This window comes from Streptococcus sp. HJ1 (assembly GCF_052399005.1).
GTDB lineage: Bacteria > Bacillota > Bacilli > Lactobacillales > Streptococcaceae > Streptococcus.
The window spans coordinates 1,014,940-1,036,444 of the sequence record NZ_CP199005.1 but is presented as its reverse complement, the minus strand read 5'-3'; the positions used below and the strand labels follow the sequence as shown (position 1 = coordinate 1,036,444).

At 40.4% G+C, this 21,505-nt stretch carries 16 protein-coding genes; 2 read left to right on the top strand and 14 right to left on the bottom strand.

The features are described from left to right. Positions 1-110 precede the first annotated feature (110 nt). Both ACT17O_RS05330 and eno read right to left on the bottom strand, forming a co-directional pair. Entirely contained in the window at positions 111-605 is a 495-nt protein-coding gene (locus ACT17O_RS05330) for a YkgJ family cysteine cluster protein (protein WP_444817173.1), read from the bottom strand. A gap of 176 nt (positions 606-781) precedes the next feature. Then, positions 782-2,086, bottom strand: a complete 1,305-nt coding sequence (eno, locus tag ACT17O_RS05325) for a surface-displayed alpha-enolase (RefSeq protein ID WP_000022824.1) — start codon at positions 2,084-2,086, stop codon at positions 782-784. 374 nt (positions 2,087-2,460) lie between these two features. Here eno and ACT17O_RS05320 point away from each other — a divergent pair, with 374 nt between their 5' ends. Together ACT17O_RS05320 and ACT17O_RS05315 are read left to right on the top strand one after the other, a co-directional pair. Further along, complete coding sequence (locus ACT17O_RS05320; RefSeq protein ID WP_444817172.1) at positions 2,461-2,931, top strand: hypothetical protein; 471 nt, start codon at positions 2,461-2,463, stop codon at positions 2,929-2,931. A gap of 74 nt (positions 2,932-3,005) precedes the next feature. Continuing rightward, the gene (locus ACT17O_RS05315) at positions 3,006-3,452 is read left to right on the top strand and encodes a DUF1694 domain-containing protein (protein WP_444817171.1); all 447 of its coding nucleotides are present in this window, start codon (positions 3,006-3,008) and stop codon (positions 3,450-3,452) included. On the opposite strand, the gene ACT17O_RS05310 is transcribed toward ACT17O_RS05315, so the two are convergent. The 12 genes from ACT17O_RS05310 to abc-f form a co-directional block, all read right to left on the bottom strand. Further along, the gene (locus ACT17O_RS05310) at positions 3,449-4,564 is read right to left on the bottom strand and encodes a glycerate kinase (RefSeq protein ID WP_444817170.1); all 1,116 of its coding nucleotides are present in this window, start codon (positions 4,562-4,564) and stop codon (positions 3,449-3,451) included. The genes ACT17O_RS05315 and ACT17O_RS05310 overlap by 4 nt on opposite strands. Before the next feature lie 9 nt (positions 4,565-4,573). Continuing rightward, complete coding sequence (gene serB, locus ACT17O_RS05305; protein WP_070838557.1) at positions 4,574-5,218, bottom strand: phosphoserine phosphatase SerB; 645 nt, start codon at positions 5,216-5,218, stop codon at positions 4,574-4,576. A gap of 58 nt (positions 5,219-5,276) precedes the next feature. Continuing rightward, positions 5,277-6,710: a glycogen synthase GlgA gene (glgA, locus tag ACT17O_RS05300; protein ID WP_000697277.1), complete on the bottom strand. Its 1,434-nt coding sequence runs from the start codon at positions 6,708-6,710 to the stop codon at positions 5,277-5,279. After that, positions 6,707-7,846, bottom strand: a complete 1,140-nt coding sequence (gene glgD, locus ACT17O_RS05295) for a glucose-1-phosphate adenylyltransferase subunit GlgD (protein WP_000687056.1) — start codon at positions 7,844-7,846, stop codon at positions 6,707-6,709. The genes glgA and glgD overlap by 4 nt, the downstream gene beginning before the upstream one ends. Then, positions 7,836-8,978: a glucose-1-phosphate adenylyltransferase gene (locus ACT17O_RS05290; protein ID WP_000787250.1), complete on the bottom strand. Its 1,143-nt coding sequence runs from the start codon at positions 8,976-8,978 to the stop codon at positions 7,836-7,838. The genes glgD and ACT17O_RS05290 overlap by 11 nt, the downstream gene beginning before the upstream one ends. Before the next feature lie 158 nt (positions 8,979-9,136). Then, positions 9,137-11,032 carry a 1,4-alpha-glucan branching protein GlgB gene (gene glgB / locus ACT17O_RS05285; RefSeq protein WP_444817169.1) on the bottom strand — a complete coding sequence of 632 codons (1,896 nt, stop codon included), beginning with the start codon at positions 11,030-11,032 and terminating at the stop codon, positions 9,137-9,139. 272 nt (positions 11,033-11,304) lie between these two features. Next, positions 11,305-12,729, bottom strand: coding sequence for an NADP-dependent glyceraldehyde-3-phosphate dehydrogenase (locus ACT17O_RS05280; RefSeq protein ID WP_444817168.1), 1,425 nt, complete (start codon positions 12,727-12,729; stop codon positions 11,305-11,307). A gap of 197 nt (positions 12,730-12,926) precedes the next feature. Continuing rightward, entirely contained in the window at positions 12,927-15,212 is a 2,286-nt protein-coding gene (gene pulA, locus ACT17O_RS05275; RefSeq protein ID WP_308697015.1) for a type I pullulanase, read from the bottom strand. Positions 15,213-15,368: 156 nt separating this feature from the next. Continuing rightward, entirely contained in the window at positions 15,369-17,327 is a 1,959-nt protein-coding gene (gene ligA / locus ACT17O_RS05270; protein WP_308697014.1) for an NAD-dependent DNA ligase LigA, read from the bottom strand. Between the two features lie 92 nt (positions 17,328-17,419). Beyond that, positions 17,420-18,598 carry an MFS transporter gene (locus ACT17O_RS05265; RefSeq protein WP_444817167.1) on the bottom strand — a complete coding sequence of 393 codons (1,179 nt, stop codon included), beginning with the start codon at positions 18,596-18,598 and terminating at the stop codon, positions 17,420-17,422. An 80-nt stretch (positions 18,599-18,678) separates the two neighbouring features. Further along, positions 18,679-19,542, bottom strand: coding sequence for an Rgg family transcriptional regulator (locus tag ACT17O_RS05260; protein WP_437236532.1), 864 nt, complete (start codon positions 19,540-19,542; stop codon positions 18,679-18,681). Between the two features lie 2 nt (positions 19,543-19,544). Next, entirely contained in the window at positions 19,545-21,446 is a 1,902-nt protein-coding gene (gene abc-f / locus ACT17O_RS05255) for a ribosomal protection-like ABC-F family protein (RefSeq protein ID WP_444817166.1), read from the bottom strand. Positions 21,447-21,505: the final 59 nt, after the last annotated feature.

Sequence of the window (21,505 nt, the reverse complement as noted above, 5' to 3'; positions counted from 1 at the left end):
TTTCATCTTTTTCACACAGCTTTTAGTCCGTGTTCAATTCTATCTATATTCTAACAAATACAAGATACTTCCACCCTAGAATCTTTGTACAAGATTTAAAAGTGTAAATTCTATAACTTATCTTTTAATTTCTCAACAAAGAGATATGCTGCTGGACAGGTCAAGGTATTCTTAATCGTCAAATGATTAATTTGATGGATCTTTTTCCGGTCTGTATGGGGAAATTCACGGCAAGCCTTGGGACGAACAACATAGATGGAGCAGAGATTGTCTCCTCCTAGAAAGGGGCAAGGCATGGATTTGAAAACTTTATCCCCATCTTCATCCACCTGTAAAAACTCTGCTTCAAAGGCTGGTAATTTCATCTTAAAGTACTTAGCGATACGGGTGATATCTGCTTCTTTAAAGTCGGGCCCCAAAGTCTTGCAACAGTTAGCACAGGCGGTGCAATCAATCTCAGCAAAGACTTCTTGGTGAATCTGCTGGGCAATCTTATCTAAGTTTTTAGGAGGTTTTTTCTTTAGATTAGCTAACACTTTGCGGTGCTCCTTCTGCTTTTGCAAGGCTAGCTGGTGGTAATACTCAATATCAATTTCTTTAGACATAATTTCTTTCTAATTCAAGTGTTTTTGTCTATTATACCATAAACACTGTCCCCTTTCTGCCCCCTGAACAGAAAAAAAGCCCTTCGGAAAAAATCCGAGGGGCTAGAAACGTTGTTAAATCAACGGCCGAACTTTTGAATTTCAAGGTTCGGGATAAAATAGTTCACCGAACTATTTTATTTTTTCAAGTTGTAGAATGATTTCAATCCACGGTATTCAGCTACTTCACCAAGTTGGTCTTCGATACGAAGCAATTGGTTGTATTTAGCGATACGGTCTGTACGTGAAAGTGAACCAGTCTTGATTTGTCCTGCGTTTGTTGCAACTGCGATATCAGCGATTGTTGAATCTTCAGTTTCACCTGAACGGTGTGATACAACGGCAGTGTAACCAGCTTCTTTCGCCATTTCGATAGCGTCGAATGTTTCAGTAAGAGTACCGATTTGGTTAACTTTGATAAGGATTGAGTTAGCAGCACCTTCTGCAATACCTTTTTCAAGGTAAGAAGTGTTTGTTACGAAGAAGTCGTCACCAACCAATTGAACTTTACCACCAAGACGTTCAGTAAGAGCTTTCCAACCGTCCCAGTCGTTTTCGTCCATACCATCTTCGATAGTGATGATTGGGTATTTGTTTACCAATTCTTCAAGGTAGTCGATTTGTTCTGCAGCAGTACGTACAGCAGCGCCTTCACCTTCGAATTTAGTGTAGTCGTAAACTTTACGTTCTTTATCGTAGAATTCTGATGAAGCACAGTCAAATCCGATAAATACGTCTTTACCAGGAACATATCCAGCAGCTTCGATTGCAGCAAGGATAGTTTCAACACCGTCTTCAGTTCCTTCGAAACGAGGAGCGAATCCACCTTCGTCACCTACGGCTGTTTCCAAACCACGTGATTTAAGGATTTTCTTAAGAGCGTGGAAGATTTCAGCACCCCAACGAAGAGCTTCTTTGAATGTTGGTGCACCAGCAGGTACGATCATGAATTCTTGGAAAGCGATTGGAGCGTCAGAGTGAGAACCACCGTTGATAATGTTCATCATTGGAGTTGGAAGAACTTTAGTGTTGAATCCACCAAGGTAGCTGTAAAGTGGGATTTCAAGGTAGTCAGCAGCAGCACGAGCTACAGCGATAGACACACCAAGAATTGCGTTTGCACCCAATTTACCTTTGTTAGGAGTACCGTCAAGTGCGATCATAGCACGGTCGATAGCTTGTTGGTCACGTACATCGTAGCCGATGATAGCTTCAGCGATGATGTTGTTTACGTTGTCAACAGCTTTTTGTGTACCAAGACCACCGTAACGAGATTTGTCACCGTCGCGAAGTTCAACTGCTTCGTGTTCACCAGTAGAAGCTCCTGATGGAACCATACCACGTCCGAAAGCACCTGATTCAGTATAAACTTCTACCTCAAGTGTTGGGTTACCGCGTGAGTCTAGGACTTCGCGAGCGTAAACATCAGTAATAATTGACATTTTTTACTCTCCTTTGAGTTAAATTTTTTACACCTCTATGATACCTTAAAAATAAGCGTTTTTCAAGAAAAAACGTTATCTTTGTGCAAATTTTCCTTAACTTTATAAAGTAATCGCTTTCACGACTTCCTATTTATCCACTTAAAATTATCAACTTGTTTGAATATGAAATCGTTATAACCTTTATTAATATTAATCAAAATAATAATTCATTTATGTCGATTAAACAAGTTCTACCTTTAATTTTACAAGTAATTTAAAATATATGTCACAAGTGTTAGTATTTTACAATTCCATATCAAATACTTTATTCACTTTAAAAATTGAGTTAAATTTGATACTATACTATAAGAAAAATATTAAGGAGACTAATAATGAAGAAGAAATTCTTATTAATTGCTTTATTTATATCAGTTATTTTACTTACTGCCTGTGCTAATAATAGTAGTAAGGTTGTAGAGAAGAACAGTGATGGTACTTCAACTATTACTTATACTGATGGTAGTGTAATTGGGACAAACGGTAAAGATTTTACATTTTTACAAGAAGACGGTTCATCAATTATTTATCTTGACAACGACAAGACCTATCAGTACCACGGTACTGACGGTAGTTTTGTCTCAAAAGATAGTGGTGGCTCTTATACCATTCAACTTCCTTCTGATGACAATGTCATCCTCTATGCAAATGGTTCATATTTAATTAATAACGCAGATGGGAGTTCTGAAACAGGTTCAAGCAAAGAAGAACTTAATAAATACTTGATTTCTAAAAATTTCACTGTATTTGCTGATCTTGATAAAAAGGTTGCAGACATTGTAGATTACGTAAAGAAAAATAACTAGATCATCTTATCTCTTTCATATTTTGAAGGAGATTTTATTTTGGAATTCAACTTGAATTATGGTAAAATCAAACTATGACAGATTTATCAAAACAACTACTAGAAAAAGCTCATGGTGGGCCCAAATTAAACCCTGACGAACAACGCCGCTATCTCGGCACTTTCGAGGAAAGAGTTCTTGGCTACGCGGATATCAGTACTGCCAATAGTTCGGAATTAGAACATGGATTTTTCTCTATTTTAGAAAGTTTTCAAGAAAAGATAGAGGCACTTTTTGTGAAGATCTCACCAAATATCGAGTTTGACAAACAGGTCTTTTACTTAAAGCAAGCAAAGGAAAGCAACTGCCAGGCGACTATTGTTTCAGACGATCACATCACCTCTCCTTATGGCCTTGTCATTCACACAAATGAACCTGTTCAAGTAGACGAAAAGGACCTCAGACTTGCTTTCTCAAACCTCTGGGAGGAGAAAAAGGCAGAGGCACCTAAAAAATCCGTATGGAAAAAATGGTTTGGCTAATGATTTCTCATGTTTAATAAACGACCAATATTAGTAGCTGTGTGCTCCAAATAGAGACTTGCATTTTTCAAACTCTCTTCCAAAGGTTCACTTTTCTCTAAAATGGAAAAGGCTGCTTGTATATTTTCGAATGGTAGGGGAGGCAAATCGTCAGCAAGACTACCACAAATAGCAATAACAGGAACTCCGTTAGGGGTTCTTTTTGCTACACCGATAGGAGCTTTTCCAGCAAGGCTTTGACTGTCCAGTCTACCTTCTCCAACGATAACCAAGTTGGCACCTGCAACTTTATTGTCAAAGTCAATCAAATCTAAGCAAGTGTCAATCCCAGATACGATACAAGCCTCAGCAAAGGCGCATAGCCCAGCCGCAATCCCACCGCCGGCTCCTGCTCCTTTAAGAGAGAGGGTTGATGGTGAAAATTTTTCATAGAACTCCTGTATAGCCAAATCTACTGTCTCAAACAAATCAGGATCCAAGCCCTTTTGCTTGCCAAATGTGTAGGTCGCTCCTTGAAGACCACATAGAGGGCTCACGACATCTGCTAAAATGCGGATTTTCACATCTTCAGGTATCCTATACAACTCGCTGTCTGAAACTAACTCGAATTCAAGCAAAGTCTGACCGCAAGCTGGCAATTCTTTTCCATTCTTATCATAAAAACGATAACCTAAACCAGCAGCAATGCCTATCCCACCGTCATTACTAGCCGTACCACCAACGCCGACATAGATATCTTTCATCCCTTGATCAACGAGATGACGAATCAACTCTCCGATACCTTTGGTTTGGATGTGAAGGGGATTTCGTTTCTCCCGCGGAATCTTCCCAAGACCAACCAAGTCAGCAACTTCGAAGAGCGCTATTTGATCTTTGTGAAAGTAGCGCATGGATTCTTTTAGCCCAAAAGGCCCCGTAACCTCTTGCCATTTTTCTTCGAGTTCAAGAGAATGTCGGATAGCGTCTACAGTTCCTTCCCCACCATCACCTACAGGGCAAAGCAGACATTCTACATCTGCTATCGATTTTTGGAATCCTCTTTTTATAGCTTGAGCAACCTCTTCTGCCGTCAAACTTTCTTTAAAAGAATCGGGTGCAATTACAATTTTCATAGTTCCCTCTCATTCTAAGAAATCAATCAAAGGTAGAACTTCTAAAAGCTCCCTCGTATCTACATGACAAGCTATCTCGGATTTTACGACTTCTTTGGCACAAAATGCAATACTACATCCTGCTGACTTTAACATCAAGAGGTCATTGGCACCATCACCGATGGCAATAGTTCTTTCTTTGGAAAATCCAAATTCCTTTCTCCATTTCTCAAGAGTAACTTGTTTTACTTGACCTGTCACAATTTCACCAACTAATTTTCCTGTTAAAAAACCGTCTTTGACTTCCAACTGGTTGGCGGAGAAATAGGAAATACCAAGGGATTTTGCTAATCTTTCAACTATTGGTGTAAAGCCACCAGACACTAGACCGACTAGAATGCCCTTCTTTTGAAGTATGGAGATAAATTCTTGAGCATTCTTGGACAGATGAATGGATTTGAAGACAGTATCAAAGACCGAAACCGGAAGGCCTTTTAACAAAGCTACCCTCGCTCGTAAACTTGTTTCAAAGTCCAGTTCACCTCGCATTGCCTGGCTTGTAATCTGCGATATTTCTTCTTCGCAACCTGCTTCTTTTCCTAAAAGATCAATCACTTCTTCTGCTATCAGGGTGCCGTCAACGTCCATGACACACAAGCCTTTTACTTGAGACATAAACTTTCCTTTCTAAACAGCCCAAAAATCGTATGAAAGAATCATACGATTTTATCTATTAGTTGACTAAACTATGGTACAAGTCAAGATAAGACTTACAAGCTGTATCCCATGAGAAATCGCATTCCATAGCTTGTTTTTGTAGATTTCTCCAAACTTCCGGCTGGTACTTATAAACATCCAAGGCTGTTTGGAAACTCCAGTTAAGCCAGTATGGTGTTAAATTATCAAAGCTAAATCCAGTTCCAGTTCCTTCGATTGGATTGAAGGATTGAACCGTATCACGCAAGCCACCCACTTCATGAACCAATGGTAGAGTTCCATAGCGCATCGCCATCATTTGAGACAAGCCACATGGTTCAAAACGACTTGGCATGAGGAAGAGATCACAAGCTGCGTAGATTTCTTGAGCGAGCTTGACGTCAAAAGTGATATTTGCTGATAGTTTGTCTGGATAGACTTGCGCAAACCAGGAGAAGGAATGTTCAAAAGCTGGGTCACCTGTTCCTAAAAGGACTATTTGAACGTCCTCCTGTAAGAAACGATGCAAGCTTTCTACAACAACATCAAAACCTTTTTGGCGCGTCAATCGAGAGACAATCCCAACTAGCGGAACATCTGCTCGCACAGGCAACCCAACTCTCTCTTGTAATTTTGCTTTGTTTTGAGCTTTTCCAGACAAATCTTCTTTATTAAAATGATAATCTAAAAGTGGGTCTGTTTGAGGATTATAAAGATCTGCGTCAATACCATTAACTATACCTGAAACCTTACCTGACTCCATCCGAAGAATCTGGTCCAAACCGCAACCAAACTGACTGGTCATAATCTCGTGCGCATAGCTAGGGGAAACGGTTGAGACACGATCCGCGTAGAGAATGCCTGCTTTCATCCAGTTGAGACAATCATTCCAGCGAAGGGTGCCATCAGCATAACGTTCAAAGCCAACACCGAACAAATCCCATAACATTCCTTCAGAAAATTGACCTTGAAATTCCAAATTGTGAATGGTTAAAACTGTTCTGATTCCTTGATATGCCTGAATCCAATGGTACTTTTCTTTTAACAAGAAGGGAATCATGGCTGTGTGGTAGTCGTGGACATGGAGAAGATCAGGGATAAAGCCGATGCGTTCCATGGCTTCAAGAGCAGCCAGTTGGAAAAAAGCAAAGCGTTCACCGTCGTCAAAATCACCGTAGACATGACCACGGAAGAAATAATACTGATTATCAATGAAGTAGAAGGTAACCCCATTCAAGACCGTTTTTTTAATACCACAGTACTGTCTACGCCATCCCACACTAACTTCAAAGTGGAGAACATCCTCTATCTGGTCACCGAACTTAGCTTCTACCATATCATAATAAGGCAAGAAAACTGCAACTTCGTGCCCCGCTTTTACAAGTGATTTGGGAAGTGCGCCAATGACATCGCCCAAACCACCTGTTTTTGAAAAGGGTGCTCCTTCTGCCGCTACAAATAAAATTTTCATGAATAAATGTCCTCTGTTACTGTTTCACCCTTCTTAACTACAACTGGATGTTCTGCCGTTCCTCGAATGACAACACCGTCCGCAACTTCAACGCCCTTGTCCAAGATAGCATATTCAACTCGGGCACCTTGACCAATCACAACACGAGGGAATAAAATGCTGTCCTTCACCACACTATCCTTGTGAACATAAATGTTACGAGATAGGACTGACTGAACTACCTCACCCTCAATGATACTACCAGAAGCAAATTGAGAAGTACTTACTTTTGAAGTATTCGCATAGTAGGTTGGTTCTTCATTCTTAACTTTGGTATAAATCTTTTGATTTGGTGAGAAAAGTGAGTAGAACTTTTTAGATTCAAGCATATCAATATTTGCTTGATAATAAGACTGAACAGAATGAATGTTTGCTAAGTAACCTGTGTATTCGTAAGCAAAAGCACCTTCTTTTACAGCTAAATCGCGGAGAACATAGCGCAACTTTTCAGGATATTCTTTCTGAGCCTCCTCTTCAAGTCGTTCAATCAACCAAGGAGTGTCCACAACAAAGATATCTGTAGACATGTTGAAGAGTTCATCTGTAGATTTATTATCAAAGAGTTTGTGCGAACGAACATGGTCAGTTTCATCGATTTCCAAGATAGCATTCACATCTGAAATGTCTTTCTTTGGAAGTTTCTTATATACAACTGTGATCGGACCATTTGTTGTATTGTGTAGGTGGAAGACTTGATTCAAGTCAATATTCACCAGCACATCGCAGTTAATCGAAACGGTTTGGTTTGAACCCGAACGTCTCAAGTAGGTGAGAAGCTGTTGGTAATACTCTTTTCCAACTGTACTGCTTTCAACACGAGTATTGTAAATTCCTAGATAGTAGTGACTTAGAAGGGTTGACAAGCCCCACTCACGACCTGAACGGATATGGTCGAAAACTGAGCTGATATTATCTTGTTGGAAAATACCAAAGATACTACGAACACCTGCATTTGCAAGACTGGAAAGGGGGAAGTCAATCAAACGGTATTTCCCACCGAAAGGCAAGCTAGCTACCGGACGGTGTTCTGTTAACGTTGACATATCATGAAAACCAACTGTGTTTCCTAAAATGGCTGAATATTTATCAATCTTCATCTGTTGCTACCCCCACTACTTCATTGTATCCTACTACTTGTACTTCGTCAGTTCCGTCAATCTCTACGCCGTCTGCAATAATGGCACCCTCACCAATAATAGCACGAGTAATCTTTGCGCCATGGCCAATAATAGCTCCGCTCATGATGACAGAATCAACAACCTCAGCACCTTCACGTACTTGTGCTTCTGTTGAAAGAATCGAACGTTTAACCGTTCCATCTACAAAACAGCCATCCACGACCAATGAATCTTCAACGTGTGCATGCGCACCAAAGTAGTTGGGTGGCGAAATCAAGTTTCTTGAGTAAATTTTCCACTGACGATTACGGCTATCCAAAGCATTTTCTGGCGAAATGTACTCCATATTAGCTTCCCAAAGTGACTCAATCGTACCAACGTCTTTCCAGTAGCCATTAAATTCATAAGCATAGACACTTTCACCAGACTCGAGATAGTTAGGGATAACGTTCTTACCAAAGTCTGACATATCCACATTACTCTTTTCAGCAGCAACAAGCATATTGCGAAGCCGTTTCCAGTCAAAAATATAAATCCCCATAGAAGCCTTTGTAGACTTAGGTTGAGCAGGTTTTTCTTCGAATTCAACGATACGGTTATTGGCATCTGTATTCATGATACCGAAACGGCTAGCTTCTTTGAGCGGTACGTCTAGGACAGCTACTGTCAAACTGGCATTATTATCCTTATGGGACTGAAGCATATCATCGTAGTCCATCTTGTAGATGTGGTCACCAGAAAGAATCAAAACATACTCAGGATTAACACTGTCGATGTAGTCAATGTTTTGGTAGATAGCGTGACTAGTCCCTTCAAACCAACGGTTTCCTTCGCTAGCTGAATAAGGTTGTAAAATAGAGACACCTGAATTGATACCATCCAATCCCCAGCTAGAACCATTTCCGATATGGTTATTCAAAGCAAGAGGTTGGTATTGCGTAATCACACCAACATTATGGATTCCAGAGTTTGCACAGTTGGAAAGAGCAAAGTCAATGATACGGTAGCGCCCACCGAATTGCACTGCCGGTTTGGCAATGCTTTGAGTGAGTTTTCCGAGACGTGTTCCTTGCCCACCCGCAAGGATCAAAGCTAGCATTTCATTCTTCATTTTCTACTCCTTTATAAAGTCATGTGAACGTTAAAATCGAAAGAAGATCGGAAGTCGAACTGTTTATAAAAATAATAGGAAATCCATTTCTCTTGTGTTTCAAGTCCAATACAAGTACATCCGTTTTTAAAATCTAAAAAATTGTAATCAACAGCCCATTATTCTTTTTTCTTAGCTGGTTTCAAACGACGCTTGATCTTCCAAATGCTTGCTCCCATGGCAGGCAAGGTAAAGGTCAAAGTCTGCTCATAATCTTTCCATAAGCCTTCTTGAGTCTGAACTGTTTGATTGTGCTCTTTCCATACACCTCCCCATTCTTCTAATTCTGTATTCCAAACTTCTTCGTAAATACCTGCAACAGGTAAACCAATCGTAAAGTCCATACGTTCAACTGGTGCCATATTAAAGACACAGACTAACATTTCGTCCTTCTTGCCCTTACGAATAAAGGAAAGGACACTCTGATCTCTATTATCAGCATCGATAATCTCGATACCATCATAACTAGTATCAATTTCCCAAAGACAGCGATGGTCTTTATAGAATTGATTCAGTTGTGAAGTAAAATGCTTCATCTTGGCATTCATCGGATCTTCTAGATTAGACCATTCTAACTGCTCCTCAGACTTCCACTCGAGGAATTGCCCGTACTCACTACCCATGAACAAGAGTTTCTTACCTGGATGACAAATTTGATAGGTGTAGAGGTTGCGCAGACCAGCAAACTGATTGTAGCGATCTCCCCACATCTTATGCATCATACTCTTCTTACCATGAACTACTTCATCATGTGAGAAAGGCAGGAGATAGTTTTCATTGAAAACATACATAAAGCTGAAAGTCATAAGATTAAAGTCATACTTGCGATAAATAGGATCTTCCTCGTAGAAACGGAGAATGTCATTCATCCAGCCCATATTCCATTTATAGTCAAACCCAAGGCCGCCCATTTCTTTCATACCAGTAATCTTTGTCGCTGATGAACTTTCTTCTGCAATCATCATGATATCTGGATGAGCTAACTTAATCACTGTGTTTAACCGTTGAAGGAAATAATAACCCTCGTAGTTAAGGTTTCCACCATCTTTGTTTGGAGTCCAAGGAGCATTATCATAATCTAGATACAGCATATTGCTCACTGCATCGACCCGAATACCATCTAAGTGGTAAAAATCAATCCAGAATTTAATACTTGAAATCAAGAAAGACTGGACCTCATTTTTTCCGAGGTCAAAATTCAGAGCACCCCAACCATAGTTATGAGCCTTGTTGTGATCTTGGTATTCAAAAGTTGGTGTACCGTCATAATATGCCAAGGCATCATCATTAATGGTGAAATGACCTGGAACCCAGTCTACGATAACACCAATGTTATTTATATGACACTCTTCAACGAAATCTTGGAATTCCTCAGGTCTACCATAGGATTGTTCAAAAGCAAAGTAACCCATAAGTTGATAGCCCCAGCTCAATCCAAGTGGGTGAGCCATTAAAGGCATGAACTCAATATGTGTATAGTTCATCTCAACTAAGTATGGAATCAACTCGTCTTTCAGTTGCGAAAAAGTATAGGGACTACCATCTGGATTCCTCTTCCAAGATCCTGCATGGGCTTCATATATATTAACTGGTCTCTCGAAAAATCCCAGACGTTTGCGACGTGCTAGCCAAAGGCCATCTTTCCATTTCTTTTCACGGATATTGGTCAGAACTGCTCCTGTACCCGGTCTAGCTTCAAAAAAAACTGCCAATGGATCGATCTTCATAATCTGGTGACCATTTGCACGCGTGATATGATATTTATAAATCTGACCTTCCTGGGCTTGACTTGTAAAGACTTCCCAAACACCTGCTTCATTACGAACCATGGGAATCTGATTCTCAACCCAATCGGTAAAATCGCCAACTAGATGAACTGCTTGTGCATTTGGGGCCCAAACCCTAAATGTATAGCCTATTTCTCCGTTTTTCTCCTCTCTATGCGCTCCTAAATAATGCTGGAGGTGAAAGTTCTCACCTGTAGTAAAGGTTCTTAATGCTTCTTGATTATTCATTCAATCCCCTTTCTTTTGTAAGCGTTTTCTATAATTCTATTATACACTCTTTTAAGATAACTTTCAAGTAATTTACGAAGGAAATCATATTTTTTTATGAAAGCCTTCAAAAAATTACCTAGCATTTTAAAAAAGATATCCAGAAAATAGAACACGAAACAATTTCCATATATTTTTTTATTATAATAGCAGAATATTCGTTTTTTATCAATTTTTTACTGTATTATTTTGAAAAAAATAAAACCAGGAAGTTATTTTCCTGATTTTATAGATCATTTCACATCAAAAACAATGGATTTGACATTTGTCATCGCTTCGATACTATATTTAATTCCTTGCACTCCTGCACCAGAACCTTTTACACCAAGGAATGGGAAATTATCTGGTCCACGTTGTGTTTTATTGTTAATATGAACGGTACCAACTTCAAGTTTCTCAGCAATTTCAAATGCCTTCTTAAAGTCATTTGTAAAGACTGAAGATTGAAGACCGAATTCTGATTCATTAGCAATTTCAAGTGCTTCATTGGCATCTGCAACTCGAATAATTGGGAGAACAGGTCCAAATGGTTCTTCCCAGGCTAATTTCATATCTCTTGTGACATAATCAAAAAGTCCTGGCCAAATGAGATTGTTCTCACGTTTGATTGGGCTGAGCGCTTTGGCTCCTTTTTCCTGAGCATCTTCAATCAATCCCCAGATGAAATCAGCTGAAGCATTATCAATAACTGGCGTGATATCTGCATTGTCAAATGGATCACCAACAGTTAGCTTGGCAACTTCAGCTTGGAGCAATTCAGCCAATCTGTCTGCGACGCTTTCCACAACCAAAACACGTTTGATAGCGGTACAACGCTGACCAGAGTAGCTAAAGGCACCACCTACGATTTGCTTAGCTGCATTTTCTAAATCTGCATCTTCTAAGACAATTGCTGCATCTTTTCCACCAAGCTCAAGCATAATCGGGCGCATACCAGCTAAACGACCAATACGCTCACCAATCGGTGTTGAACCTGTAAAGTTAATGAAGTTCACTTCCTTGTGTTCGATGATGTAGTCTCCGATTTCAGAACCACGTCCAGTGATGGTGTTAAAGACACCTGCTGGGATTCCTGCTTCGTCAAATGCTTTAGCCAACAAGAGTCCAGAAATAGATCCTTGTGTTGGTGGTTTGAACATAACGACATTTCCTGCAATCAAAGCCGGAGCAATCTTAGATCCAGAAAGGTTGACTGGATAGTTAAATGGCGCGATAGCCAAAACGACACCAACTGGTTCACGACGGACAACGGCTAGTTTATTTTTACTTGCAGCTTCAAAACCACCACCTTCCATCGCTTGTCCAGTGATACGGAGGCCTTCCTCGGCAGCAAAACGAATCAATTCTGCTGTACGTACTACTTCTCCAATGGCTGCTTTAATTCCTTTTGCAACCTCTTTGGCAAGAATGGTACCAATTTTTTCTTTATCACGTTCCAAAATGTCTGCTGTCTTATGCAAATAAGCTGCACGCTCAACGGGTGCTAAATCACGCCATGCTGGGAGAGCTGCACGTGCAGCTTTCATAGCCTCATCTACTTCAGCCTGACTCATAGCTGGAACTGTACCCAGCTTTTCCTGATTGACGGGAGAATAGATGGCAATTTCATTCTCTGATGATTTCCATTTTCCATTCACTAAATTCTGATAATTTGTCAAATTCTCTTCCTCCTGAAAATGATTAAAACTTATTTTATCAAATTTTCAGAAAATTACAACCCCTTTTTGGAAAATATTGATATTTTTTTCACAAACTTGATTCTTCAAATTATTTGAAATTTATTCCTATTAGATATTGGTTTTTCAATAAAAATCAAAAAAGGTCTAGTTTTAACTAAACCTTTTTGCTGCATTTACTATGAAAGTACCTTCAAGACTGCAACGCTGATATCATCAATCACATTAGACTCTTTAGAACGACTATTGGACACCAGCATTTCAAGATTTCCCGCATTTTCAAAGTAGAAGGAAGCTCCTTTAGCATTGAATACCACCAATAAGTGCTCTGCTCCACCGTGAATTTCGTAAACAATCCACCCACTATTTTCAGCAGCTGTATGGACGAAGACATGACGATAAACTTCTTCGTATGTAGGATAAGAGAAAGCACGCGTTTGTGTTTTTAGACGAATAATCTGGCGAATAAAGTCAATGCTCTCTTGTCTCTCATTGATTAAATCCCAGTTGACCTGGTTGACACTATCTGGAGCATTGTAGCTGTTCATGGCCCGTTCTCTATCTGCCGGAGTCAGCTCGCCATTTTCTCCAGTAGCAAGGAGTTTGGTGCGTCCAAATTCTTGACCCAGCTCTATAAAGGACATACCTTGCATAAGAATGCTCATCGCTGTTGCTGTCTCAACCTGTCGCATAATCTTATCTGAACTGTGATCTGGATGAAGGGTTACTAACAAATCATGCAAGTTGTAATTATCATGGGCTTCCACATAGTTAAGAACTTGGTTTGGACTAAGATATGAACCCAACTCTCGGCTACCAAGAATAGCTTTGGCTACAATCGGTTCTGTAGCTGCACCACTAACAAATCCTGCCTTGATTGAGCCATAAACTTCTCCTCCTTTGATGGCATCACGCTGATCATCATTGAAGAATCCAATATTTGGCATCTGGTAGGCATTGTCCTTCTTGGCCTTGTCATAAGGTGCAAGACCGGTCCCCATATCCCAACCTTCTCCATAGGTGATAATGCGGGGATCGACCTCATCAAGTGCCCAACGAATCGCCTGCATGGTTTTGACATCGTGAATTCCCATCAAGTCGAAACGGAAACCGTCAATGTTGTATTCTTTCACCCAATAAAGGAGTGAGTCAATCATATACTTGCGGTACATTTCGTGTTCGCTTGCGGTTTCATTTCCTACACCAGTGCCGTTTTGGAAGGTTCCATCTGGATTCATACGATAGTAATAATCAGGAACAGTTGTTTGGAAAGGTGCATCGACCGTTGAGAAGGTATGGTTATAAACAACATCCATAATGACACCGATTCCCGCATCGTGATATGCCTGAATCATGGTCTTGAGGTCTCGAATAACCTGTCCAGGATCATCTGGGTTACTAGAGAAACTTGGTTCTGGGGCATTGTAGTTTTGAGGGTCATAACCCCAGTTATAGGTTACATTTCCATCCTCATCATATTCCTTATGGCGATCAAAGATTGGTTGAAGCTGAACATAATTACAGCCGAGTTCTTTGATATAGTCAAATGCTGTTGCTTGACCATACTGGTTAACCGTTCCAGTCTGGGCAGCCCCAAGGAAGGTTCCTCGAAGGTTTTCTGGAACTCCAGATGTCGGCGATTTTGTAAAATCACGAATGTGCATCTCGCAGATAACGGCTTTACATGGGTTTTCCAAACGCCAAGGAGCGTCTGTCCCATGTTTGACTTTAAATTCTTCTACTTGTCTATCTTGCTGAGAGAGAATTACGGAACGTTTTCCATCAGGACTTGTAGCGATAGTGTAAGGATCTCGTGTCAAAGTCTGGTGGTGCGGAAACTCAATCTGATACTGATAAGCTTTACCTGCAAGATTTTCATCCAGGTCTACACTCCAAACACCAATGGTATTGTACTTATGACTGTATGAATAGCTATTCCCTCGCTTTAGATTAAAGGTTTTCCAAATCGGTGCGTCGTTACTTGTATTTTCATAAACGACCACTTGGACTGCTGTAGCTGTTGGAGCCCAGAGTTTAAAGCTTGTCTGGTAGTCTGAGATACTATAACCCAACTCTCCTTGGTATCCCCAATGATGATCAAAACTTTCACTGTGAAAGGCTTTATCAAAAGCAAACGGATTTCGATCTTTATAGTAAGGACTTGCAATGGCTGGATTTTCAGAATAATAAACCGTCTCATCACCATCCAAAATCCAAACCTCAGTCAACAGTGGATAATAGTTAAAACGTAGGAGATAATCTTTTGCCTTTCCATCTATTCCGACAGAAAAGGTCAGAGTATCGAGCCTTTCTGCACTTGTAACTGTAAAGGAGAATTTTGCTCCAAAATAGTCATTTTCATAATACAAATTTTCTTTAACATCTGCCTGTTTTCTACTGAATGAACAAGCGGCATAATCCCCATTCTTTCGGTGAAAATGGATGACTATAGGGTAACTATACATTTCTTTTCCTAATTTCTAATTTCAATTTTAATTTTTAAAGTCATGCTGAAGAATTTAGCGGGAATTTCAGCACAATAGAGAATAGTTTTAATAGATATAAAAACACATCAGGAGAGATAGTTCCAGACTATCTGACATCTAGTTATCAACTATTCTTTACAAACTTTCTAGCCAGGCCTCATCTCGAACTTCGATACCAAGCTCCTGTGCTTTTTGGAGCTTGCTTCCTGCATCTGCTCCTGCCACGACAAGATTCGTTTTCTTAGATACACTGCCTGTAACTTTGGCACCAAGGCTTTCGAGTTTGCTTTTGGCTTCTGAGCGCGTGAGACGTTCCAATTTCCCCGTGAGTACAACGGTCAAACCTGACAAGGCCGCATCTGCCACTACTGTCTGTCCTTTGTAGTCCAGATTGACTCCAGCTTCTTTCAACTCGTCTAAGAGAATCTTCGACCCTTCTGTAGCAAAATAAGTCTGAAGACTTTGTGCAATTACACTACCCAAGCTTTCAATACTTGCTACTTCCTCTGGATCAGCTTGGGCTAGATTTTCAATAGAATGGAAATGTTGGAGCAAAAGTTGGCTAGCCTTACTTCCGACATGGCGAATTCCCAGACCAAACAAGAGTTTTTCAGCAGAGTTTTCCTTGGATGCTTGAATGGCCTGATACAGTTTAGAAGCAGACTTTTCCTTGACACCTTCTAAAAGGAGGAAATCATCTTCTTTCAAACGGTAAATATCTGCCACATCCTTGACTAGATTAGCAGCAAAGAGTTTCTCAACTATGGAAGGACCAAGGCCTGTAATATTCATGGCATCTCGAGAGGCAAAGTGAATCAAGCCTTCCATAATTTGGGCAGGACAGCGAGGATTGATACAACGTAGAGCAACCTCATCTTCAAAATGAAGTAACTGACTGTCACAGCTTGGACAGTTAGTCGGAATATCTAGTTTTTCTTCAGAAACACGCTTGGACTCTACCACACGCAAAACAGCAGGGATGATGTCCCCAGCCTTATAGACGATAACCGTATCGTCTTTGCGAATATCTTTTTCAGCGATATAATCTACGTTGTGTAGGGTCGCACGGCTAACGGTTGTCCCAGCAAGCTGAACAGGTGTTAGATTGGCAGTTGGAGTCACAACACCCGTACGGCCTACTGTCCAGTCAACTGAAAGGAGCTGGGCTTCTTTTTCTTCAGCGGGAAATTTATAGGCGATTGCCCACTTAGGCGCTTTAACTGTAAAACCGAGTTCTTCTTGACCTGCTAAGTCATTGACTTTAATAACCACTCCATCAATATCGTAAGGGAGCTGTTCCCGTTCTTGTCCTACTTCTTGGATAAAATTCCATATCTCATCTATGCTTTCAGCCAAGATTCGTTTAGAATTAACTACAAAGCCAAGCTGTTCAAGATGCTCCAAGACCTTTTCTTGACTATCACGAGTTGAAGGGCTGGCTTCTTGATAGAGGAAAGTGGCAAGATTGCGTTTGGCTACTACTGCCGTATCCAGCTGACGCAAAGTTCCAGCCGCCGCATTACGAGGATTGGCAAATTCAGGCTCTCCATTTTCTTGGCGAGCTTGGTTGACCAGATCAAAAGAAGCGCGTGGCATGTAACACTCCCCACGAACAGTGATATCTAGTTTTTCTGGCAAGGTCAAAGGAATATCCTTCACGCGCTTGAGATTTTCTGTGATATTTTCACCAACAGAACCATCCCCACGAGTCGCTCCAGCGACCAAAATCCCATTTTCATAAGTAAGGGAAATAGACAAACCATCGATTTTCAGCTCGCAAATATAGGTCGGTTGGGGTAATTCCTTTCGCACACGCGCATCAAAAGCTTCTAACTCTTCACGTGAAAAAGCATCCTGCAAACTGTATAGAGGATACTGATGACTGTATTTTTCAAAACCATCTAAAACCTTACCACCAACACGATGGGTCGGACTGTCCGCTAAAACTTGATCTGGATAGGCAGCTTCCAATTCGACCAACTCTCGGTAGAGGCGATCATACTCGCTATCTGAAACCGAGGGATTGTCACTCGTATAGTACTCGGTCGCATAGCGGTTAAGTAAGGCAACTAACTCATTCATTCTTTCATTCATAATCCCATTTTACCACAAAGCAAGCCCTCCTCACAATAGAGAAGGACTGAAAAATGATTCGTAGTGAAATATTTTCTAAAAAAAAAAAGAAATTATAACTCTTTTTTAAAATGACTTCGCACATAAACGAGGGATAGACAAGACAGGACAATAACCCCGCTGCCAATTATCAGAAAAGAAGAGAGATGTACACTTGGTAGCACTGTCATAAAGCCTTTTGCAATCGGCATAAATAGGATGGCTAAGGTAAAAATGGTGCTTAGTACTCTTCCCAAGTATTCCCCCTCAACCTTTGTTTGCACCTGAGTAAAAAAGTGAATATTAAATATCGTCATAAACAGTTCACAAACTAAATTTCCAGAAAAGGAAAGAAAAGTTGGCAATGGTAACCCCATCATAAAAACCCCAACTCCAGTCAAGGCCAATAGAATCAAAAGATTATAAACACCTGCCTTTATTTTGCTAGCTAGAAGAGCTCCGATAATCGAACCAATAGCGCCCATAGTCAAAATAGTTGCATAAGCTCCTTCTACCCCGTATAGTCGATTTGAAAAAGGGAGGAGAAATTCAAAAGCTGCAAAAAAGAAATTAACACTGGAAGCTACTACCAAAAGGAAAAAGATCTCTTGCTGGCGCCAAATATAGCGAATCCCTTCTTTCATATCAGCAAAAATATTTTTCCAGTTGAAAGTCTTTTTCTCTTGTAACTGAGTCTCTTTTTTGGGGAGAAAAGCTACTAAGGTAAATGCGATAAAAAAACTAATGGCATCTAAAACGAGCGTCATATGGAGACTGGCAAATTGTAAAACGAGGAAAGAAAGTACAGGGGAGCTAACACCTACAACCTGCAAAACTAACTCCAAGCGAGAGTTATAGGTCACTATCTCGTCTTTCTCTACAACCTCAGTTATAATGGCTTTGTTAGCTGTACGAGAAAATGCAAAGGCAACCGCCTGAACAATATTGGCAAAAATCAAGGCAGCAATCATCAAGCTATCATTTCTGATGAAAGAAATAGCTAAGCAAAGAACGCCACAAATCAAGTCCGTCGTCATCAAAATTTTGCGACGCGAAAAACGGTCTGAAATCACTCCGCCAAAGGGATTGACCAGAATCGATGTGACGAGTTCAGAAATTTGATAAATCCCAAGAACAGTCTGCCCTATCGTTCCCATTGATGCCAACCAAACACTGTTTCCATAATCATAGAGCATATTTCCTATCTTATTAATCGCCCCACGACTAATCAACTGGATTGCATATCGATTCATATAAAAAGCTCCTCTCAAATTTTGAAACTATTGTATCAAAACTGAAAGGAGTCTCTTTATTTTTCCCTTATTTGGGAAATTTAAGCATTTACAAATTTTTCATAATGTTCCTGATAGTAAGCCACTTGCTCTGGAAGTCCAAGCACATCAAAAATATGCATAGCCTCCTGCATCTGACTACAACCCTCTTCTTTCAAGTCTCTCTGGTAGAGGGCGAAACCTTTGAGATAATGGAAGATATTGCGCTCATAAAGCTTGATACCATTTCCAATCAACTTCTCCAAATAGCCCTCAAAATAGTCCGCATCCGCAAAGGATCGATTTTCCAAACAATGCTGGTAACAGTTAAGAGCTAAGATCAAAACAAGTTTTCGATGACGACCAATTTCCTTGTAGTAGTCTTCCCTCTCCATCACTTCTCTGCCAATCCGAGCCACATAGTCCACATTGTAGAAAGTATAGAGATTACCGAAAAGAATCAACTCATACATGGTCCATTCTTCTGTTTGGAAAAGATAATCCGCCACCTTATCCAAATCACTCTGACTCATCGTGTAACGAGCATCTCTTTGACAAATCAGTCCTTGTAGCAGAATCCAATTCAGCTCAAAATAGAGGGGATTGGTCGAACTCTTTGCTTTCTCAAGCTGTTCCATTTGAAGCTTTTGAAAACCAGCAATATCATTTGAGTAGTAAAGCGGAATAATCTGTGCCATCAAGGCAACATGTTCATGATTTTGAAAATCTCTAGCCTTGTCCATGAAATTTTCAATAGTCACATGAATATTGTCCAAAATCTCAAAGAAACGAGAAACTGCTAGATCAGACTCCCCAAGCTCAAAGCGAGATAATTGAGAGGTTGAACATGATTCACCTGCCGCCTCTTTCAAGGAGTACTTCCCACTTGTTCGAAATTCACGAAATACCTTTCCTAGATGTTTCATCTTTACACCTGCTCTGATAATTCTTCCCACTCAAGCATAGCCTCTTCTTGACGATGGCTAATTTTGTCCAGTTCAGCCTGCAATTCCATGAGCTTTTCAGCATCGTTGGTTTCTAGCATTTTTTCAGAAATGGCTTGGCTTTGAGTTTCTAACTCTTCGATTTCAGCCTCTAAACTCTCTATTTGGCGCATGAGCTTACGGGCTTCTTTCTGACTTTCTTTCTGGGCCTGATAGTCATTAGATGGACTTGCTTCTTTTGCTTGATTACTCATTGAAGCTTCCTCTGTCTGACTGACTTCTATTTCAGCCTTTTTATCAACATAGTAGTCATAATCTCCAAGGTAGAGGGTTGAACCACTCTCAGACAATTCCAGTACATGAGTGGCTACACGATTGATAAAGTAACGGTCGTGGCTGACAAAAAGAAGGGTTCCATCAAAATCAATCAGAGCATTTTCTAACACTTCCTTGCTATCAATATCCAAGTGGTTGGTCGGCTCGTCAAGAATCAAGAAATTGTTGTTTTCCATTGAAAGTTTGGCAAGCAACAAACGAGCTTTCTCGCCACCTGAAAGCATGCCAACTGATTTTTTAACATCATCTCCTGAGAAAAGGAAGGCACCGAGGCGGTTGCGGATTTCAACTTCTGGTGTCAGTTTAAAATCATTCCAAAGTTCATCCAGAACCGTATTACTTGGTGTTAGCTTGCTTTGGGTTTGGTCATAGTAGCCAACCTCAACATTGGCCCCAAATCGCTTTTCTCCTTTGATAAAAGGAATCTGATCCACAATAGACTTGATAAAGGTTGACTTACCAATACCATTTGGTCCTACGATGGCAACAGCATTCATCTTACGGAGGTCTAGGTTGATAGGTTCTGACAATATTTCCCCATCATAGCCAATAGCCGCATTTTCAACGGTCAAAACGATATTACCTGATGTTTTTTCCGACTGGAAGGTCATATTGGCTGATTTCTTGCCAGCTTCAGGCTTGTCCAAACGCTCCATTTTTTCTAGTTGCTTGCGTCGAGATTGGGCACGTTTAGTCGTTGAGGCTCGGACTAGATTGCGATTGACAAAGTCTTCTAGAGCCGCGATTTCCTTCTGTTGCTTTTCATAGTTTTTTGCCTCAGTAGCTAGCTTTTGCTCCTTTAACTCAACAAAACGAGAGTAATTGCCTACATAACGATCCAAGGAATGCTTAGTTAAATCGAGTGTAACCGTCGCAACCTTGTCCAAAAAGTAACGGTCGTGGCTGACAATAATGAGTGCACCGCTATAATTTACTAGGTAATTTTCCAACCAGGCAATGGTTTCAATATCCAAGTGGTTGGTAGGCTCGTCCAAGACCAAGAGTTTTGGCTTTTCAAGGAGCATTTTAGCCAGTGCAAGACGAGTATTTTGACCACCTGAAAGCTCAGCAATTTTCATCTGCCACATAGACTCGTCAAACTTGAAACCATTCAAGATAGCGCGGATATCAGCTTCGTAGGTAAAGCCACCAGCCTGACGGAAATTCTCTGATAAACGATCATAATCCGCCATCAGTTTATCTAGATCTTCACCAGACTTTTCACCCATCTCTAATTCCATTTGACGCAGTTGTGTCTCTGTCCGACGCAAGTCATCAAAGACGTGAAGCATTTCATCGTAGATGGTATTTTCAGACTCAAAACGGCTATCTTGGGCTAGGTAAGACAGAGAGATATCTTTTTTCTTATTAATTTCTCCACTAGTTGGCTCCTCTTCTCCAACCAAAATCTTTAAAAGAGTAGACTTACCCGCACCATTTTTCCCAACAAGAGCAATCCTGTCTCGTTCATCAACTTGCAGGTTGATATTATCAAAAAGAACCTCTCCTGCAAAAGAACGTTCAATTTTATTAGCTTGTAAAATAATCATATCTCTATTTTACTATCTTTTTCTCTTTTGCACAATTGCAACGAAAAAAGTTCGAGTCA

What these genes read in the sequence shown, in the direction of transcription:
- abc-f (WP_444817166.1), bottom strand. Translation starts at nt 21,446, where the DNA reads ATGATTATTTTACAAGCTAATAAAATTGAACGTTCTTTTGCAGGAGAG.
- ACT17O_RS05320 (WP_444817172.1), top strand. Translation starts at nt 2,461, where the DNA reads ATGAAGAAGAAATTCTTATTAATTGCTTTATTTATATCAGTTATTTTA.
- ACT17O_RS05290 (WP_000787250.1), bottom strand. Translation starts at nt 8,978, where the DNA reads ATGAAGAATGAAATGCTAGCTTTGATCCTTGCGGGTGGGCAAGGAACA.
- pulA (WP_308697015.1), bottom strand. Translation starts at nt 15,212, where the DNA reads ATGTATAGTTACCCTATAGTCATCCATTTTCACCGAAAGAATGGGGAT.
- ACT17O_RS05330 (WP_444817173.1), bottom strand. Translation starts at nt 605, where the DNA reads ATGTCTAAAGAAATTGATATTGAGTATTACCACCAGCTAGCCTTGCAA.
- ligA (WP_308697014.1), bottom strand. Translation starts at nt 17,327, where the DNA reads ATGAATGAAAGAATGAATGAGTTAGTTGCCTTACTTAACCGCTATGCG.
- ACT17O_RS05315 (WP_444817171.1), top strand. Translation starts at nt 3,006, where the DNA reads ATGACAGATTTATCAAAACAACTACTAGAAAAAGCTCATGGTGGGCCC.
- glgB (WP_444817169.1), bottom strand. Translation starts at nt 11,032, where the DNA reads ATGAATAATCAAGAAGCATTAAGAACCTTTACTACAGGTGAGAACTTT.
- glgA (WP_000697277.1), bottom strand. Translation starts at nt 6,710, where the DNA reads ATGAAAATTTTATTTGTAGCGGCAGAAGGAGCACCCTTTTCAAAAACA.
- eno (WP_000022824.1), bottom strand. Translation starts at nt 2,086, where the DNA reads ATGTCAATTATTACTGATGTTTACGCTCGCGAAGTCCTAGACTCACGC.
- ACT17O_RS05310 (WP_444817170.1), bottom strand. Translation starts at nt 4,564, where the DNA reads ATGAAAATTGTAATTGCACCCGATTCTTTTAAAGAAAGTTTGACGGCA.
- ACT17O_RS05260 (WP_437236532.1), bottom strand. Translation starts at nt 19,542, where the DNA reads ATGAAACATCTAGGAAAGGTATTTCGTGAATTTCGAACAAGTGGGAAG.
- ACT17O_RS05265 (WP_444817167.1), bottom strand. Translation starts at nt 18,598, where the DNA reads ATGAATCGATATGCAATCCAGTTGATTAGTCGTGGGGCGATTAATAAG.
- glgD (WP_000687056.1), bottom strand. Translation starts at nt 7,846, where the DNA reads ATGAAGATTGATAAATATTCAGCCATTTTAGGAAACACAGTTGGTTTT.
- serB (WP_070838557.1), bottom strand. Translation starts at nt 5,218, where the DNA reads ATGTCTCAAGTAAAAGGCTTGTGTGTCATGGACGTTGACGGCACCCTG.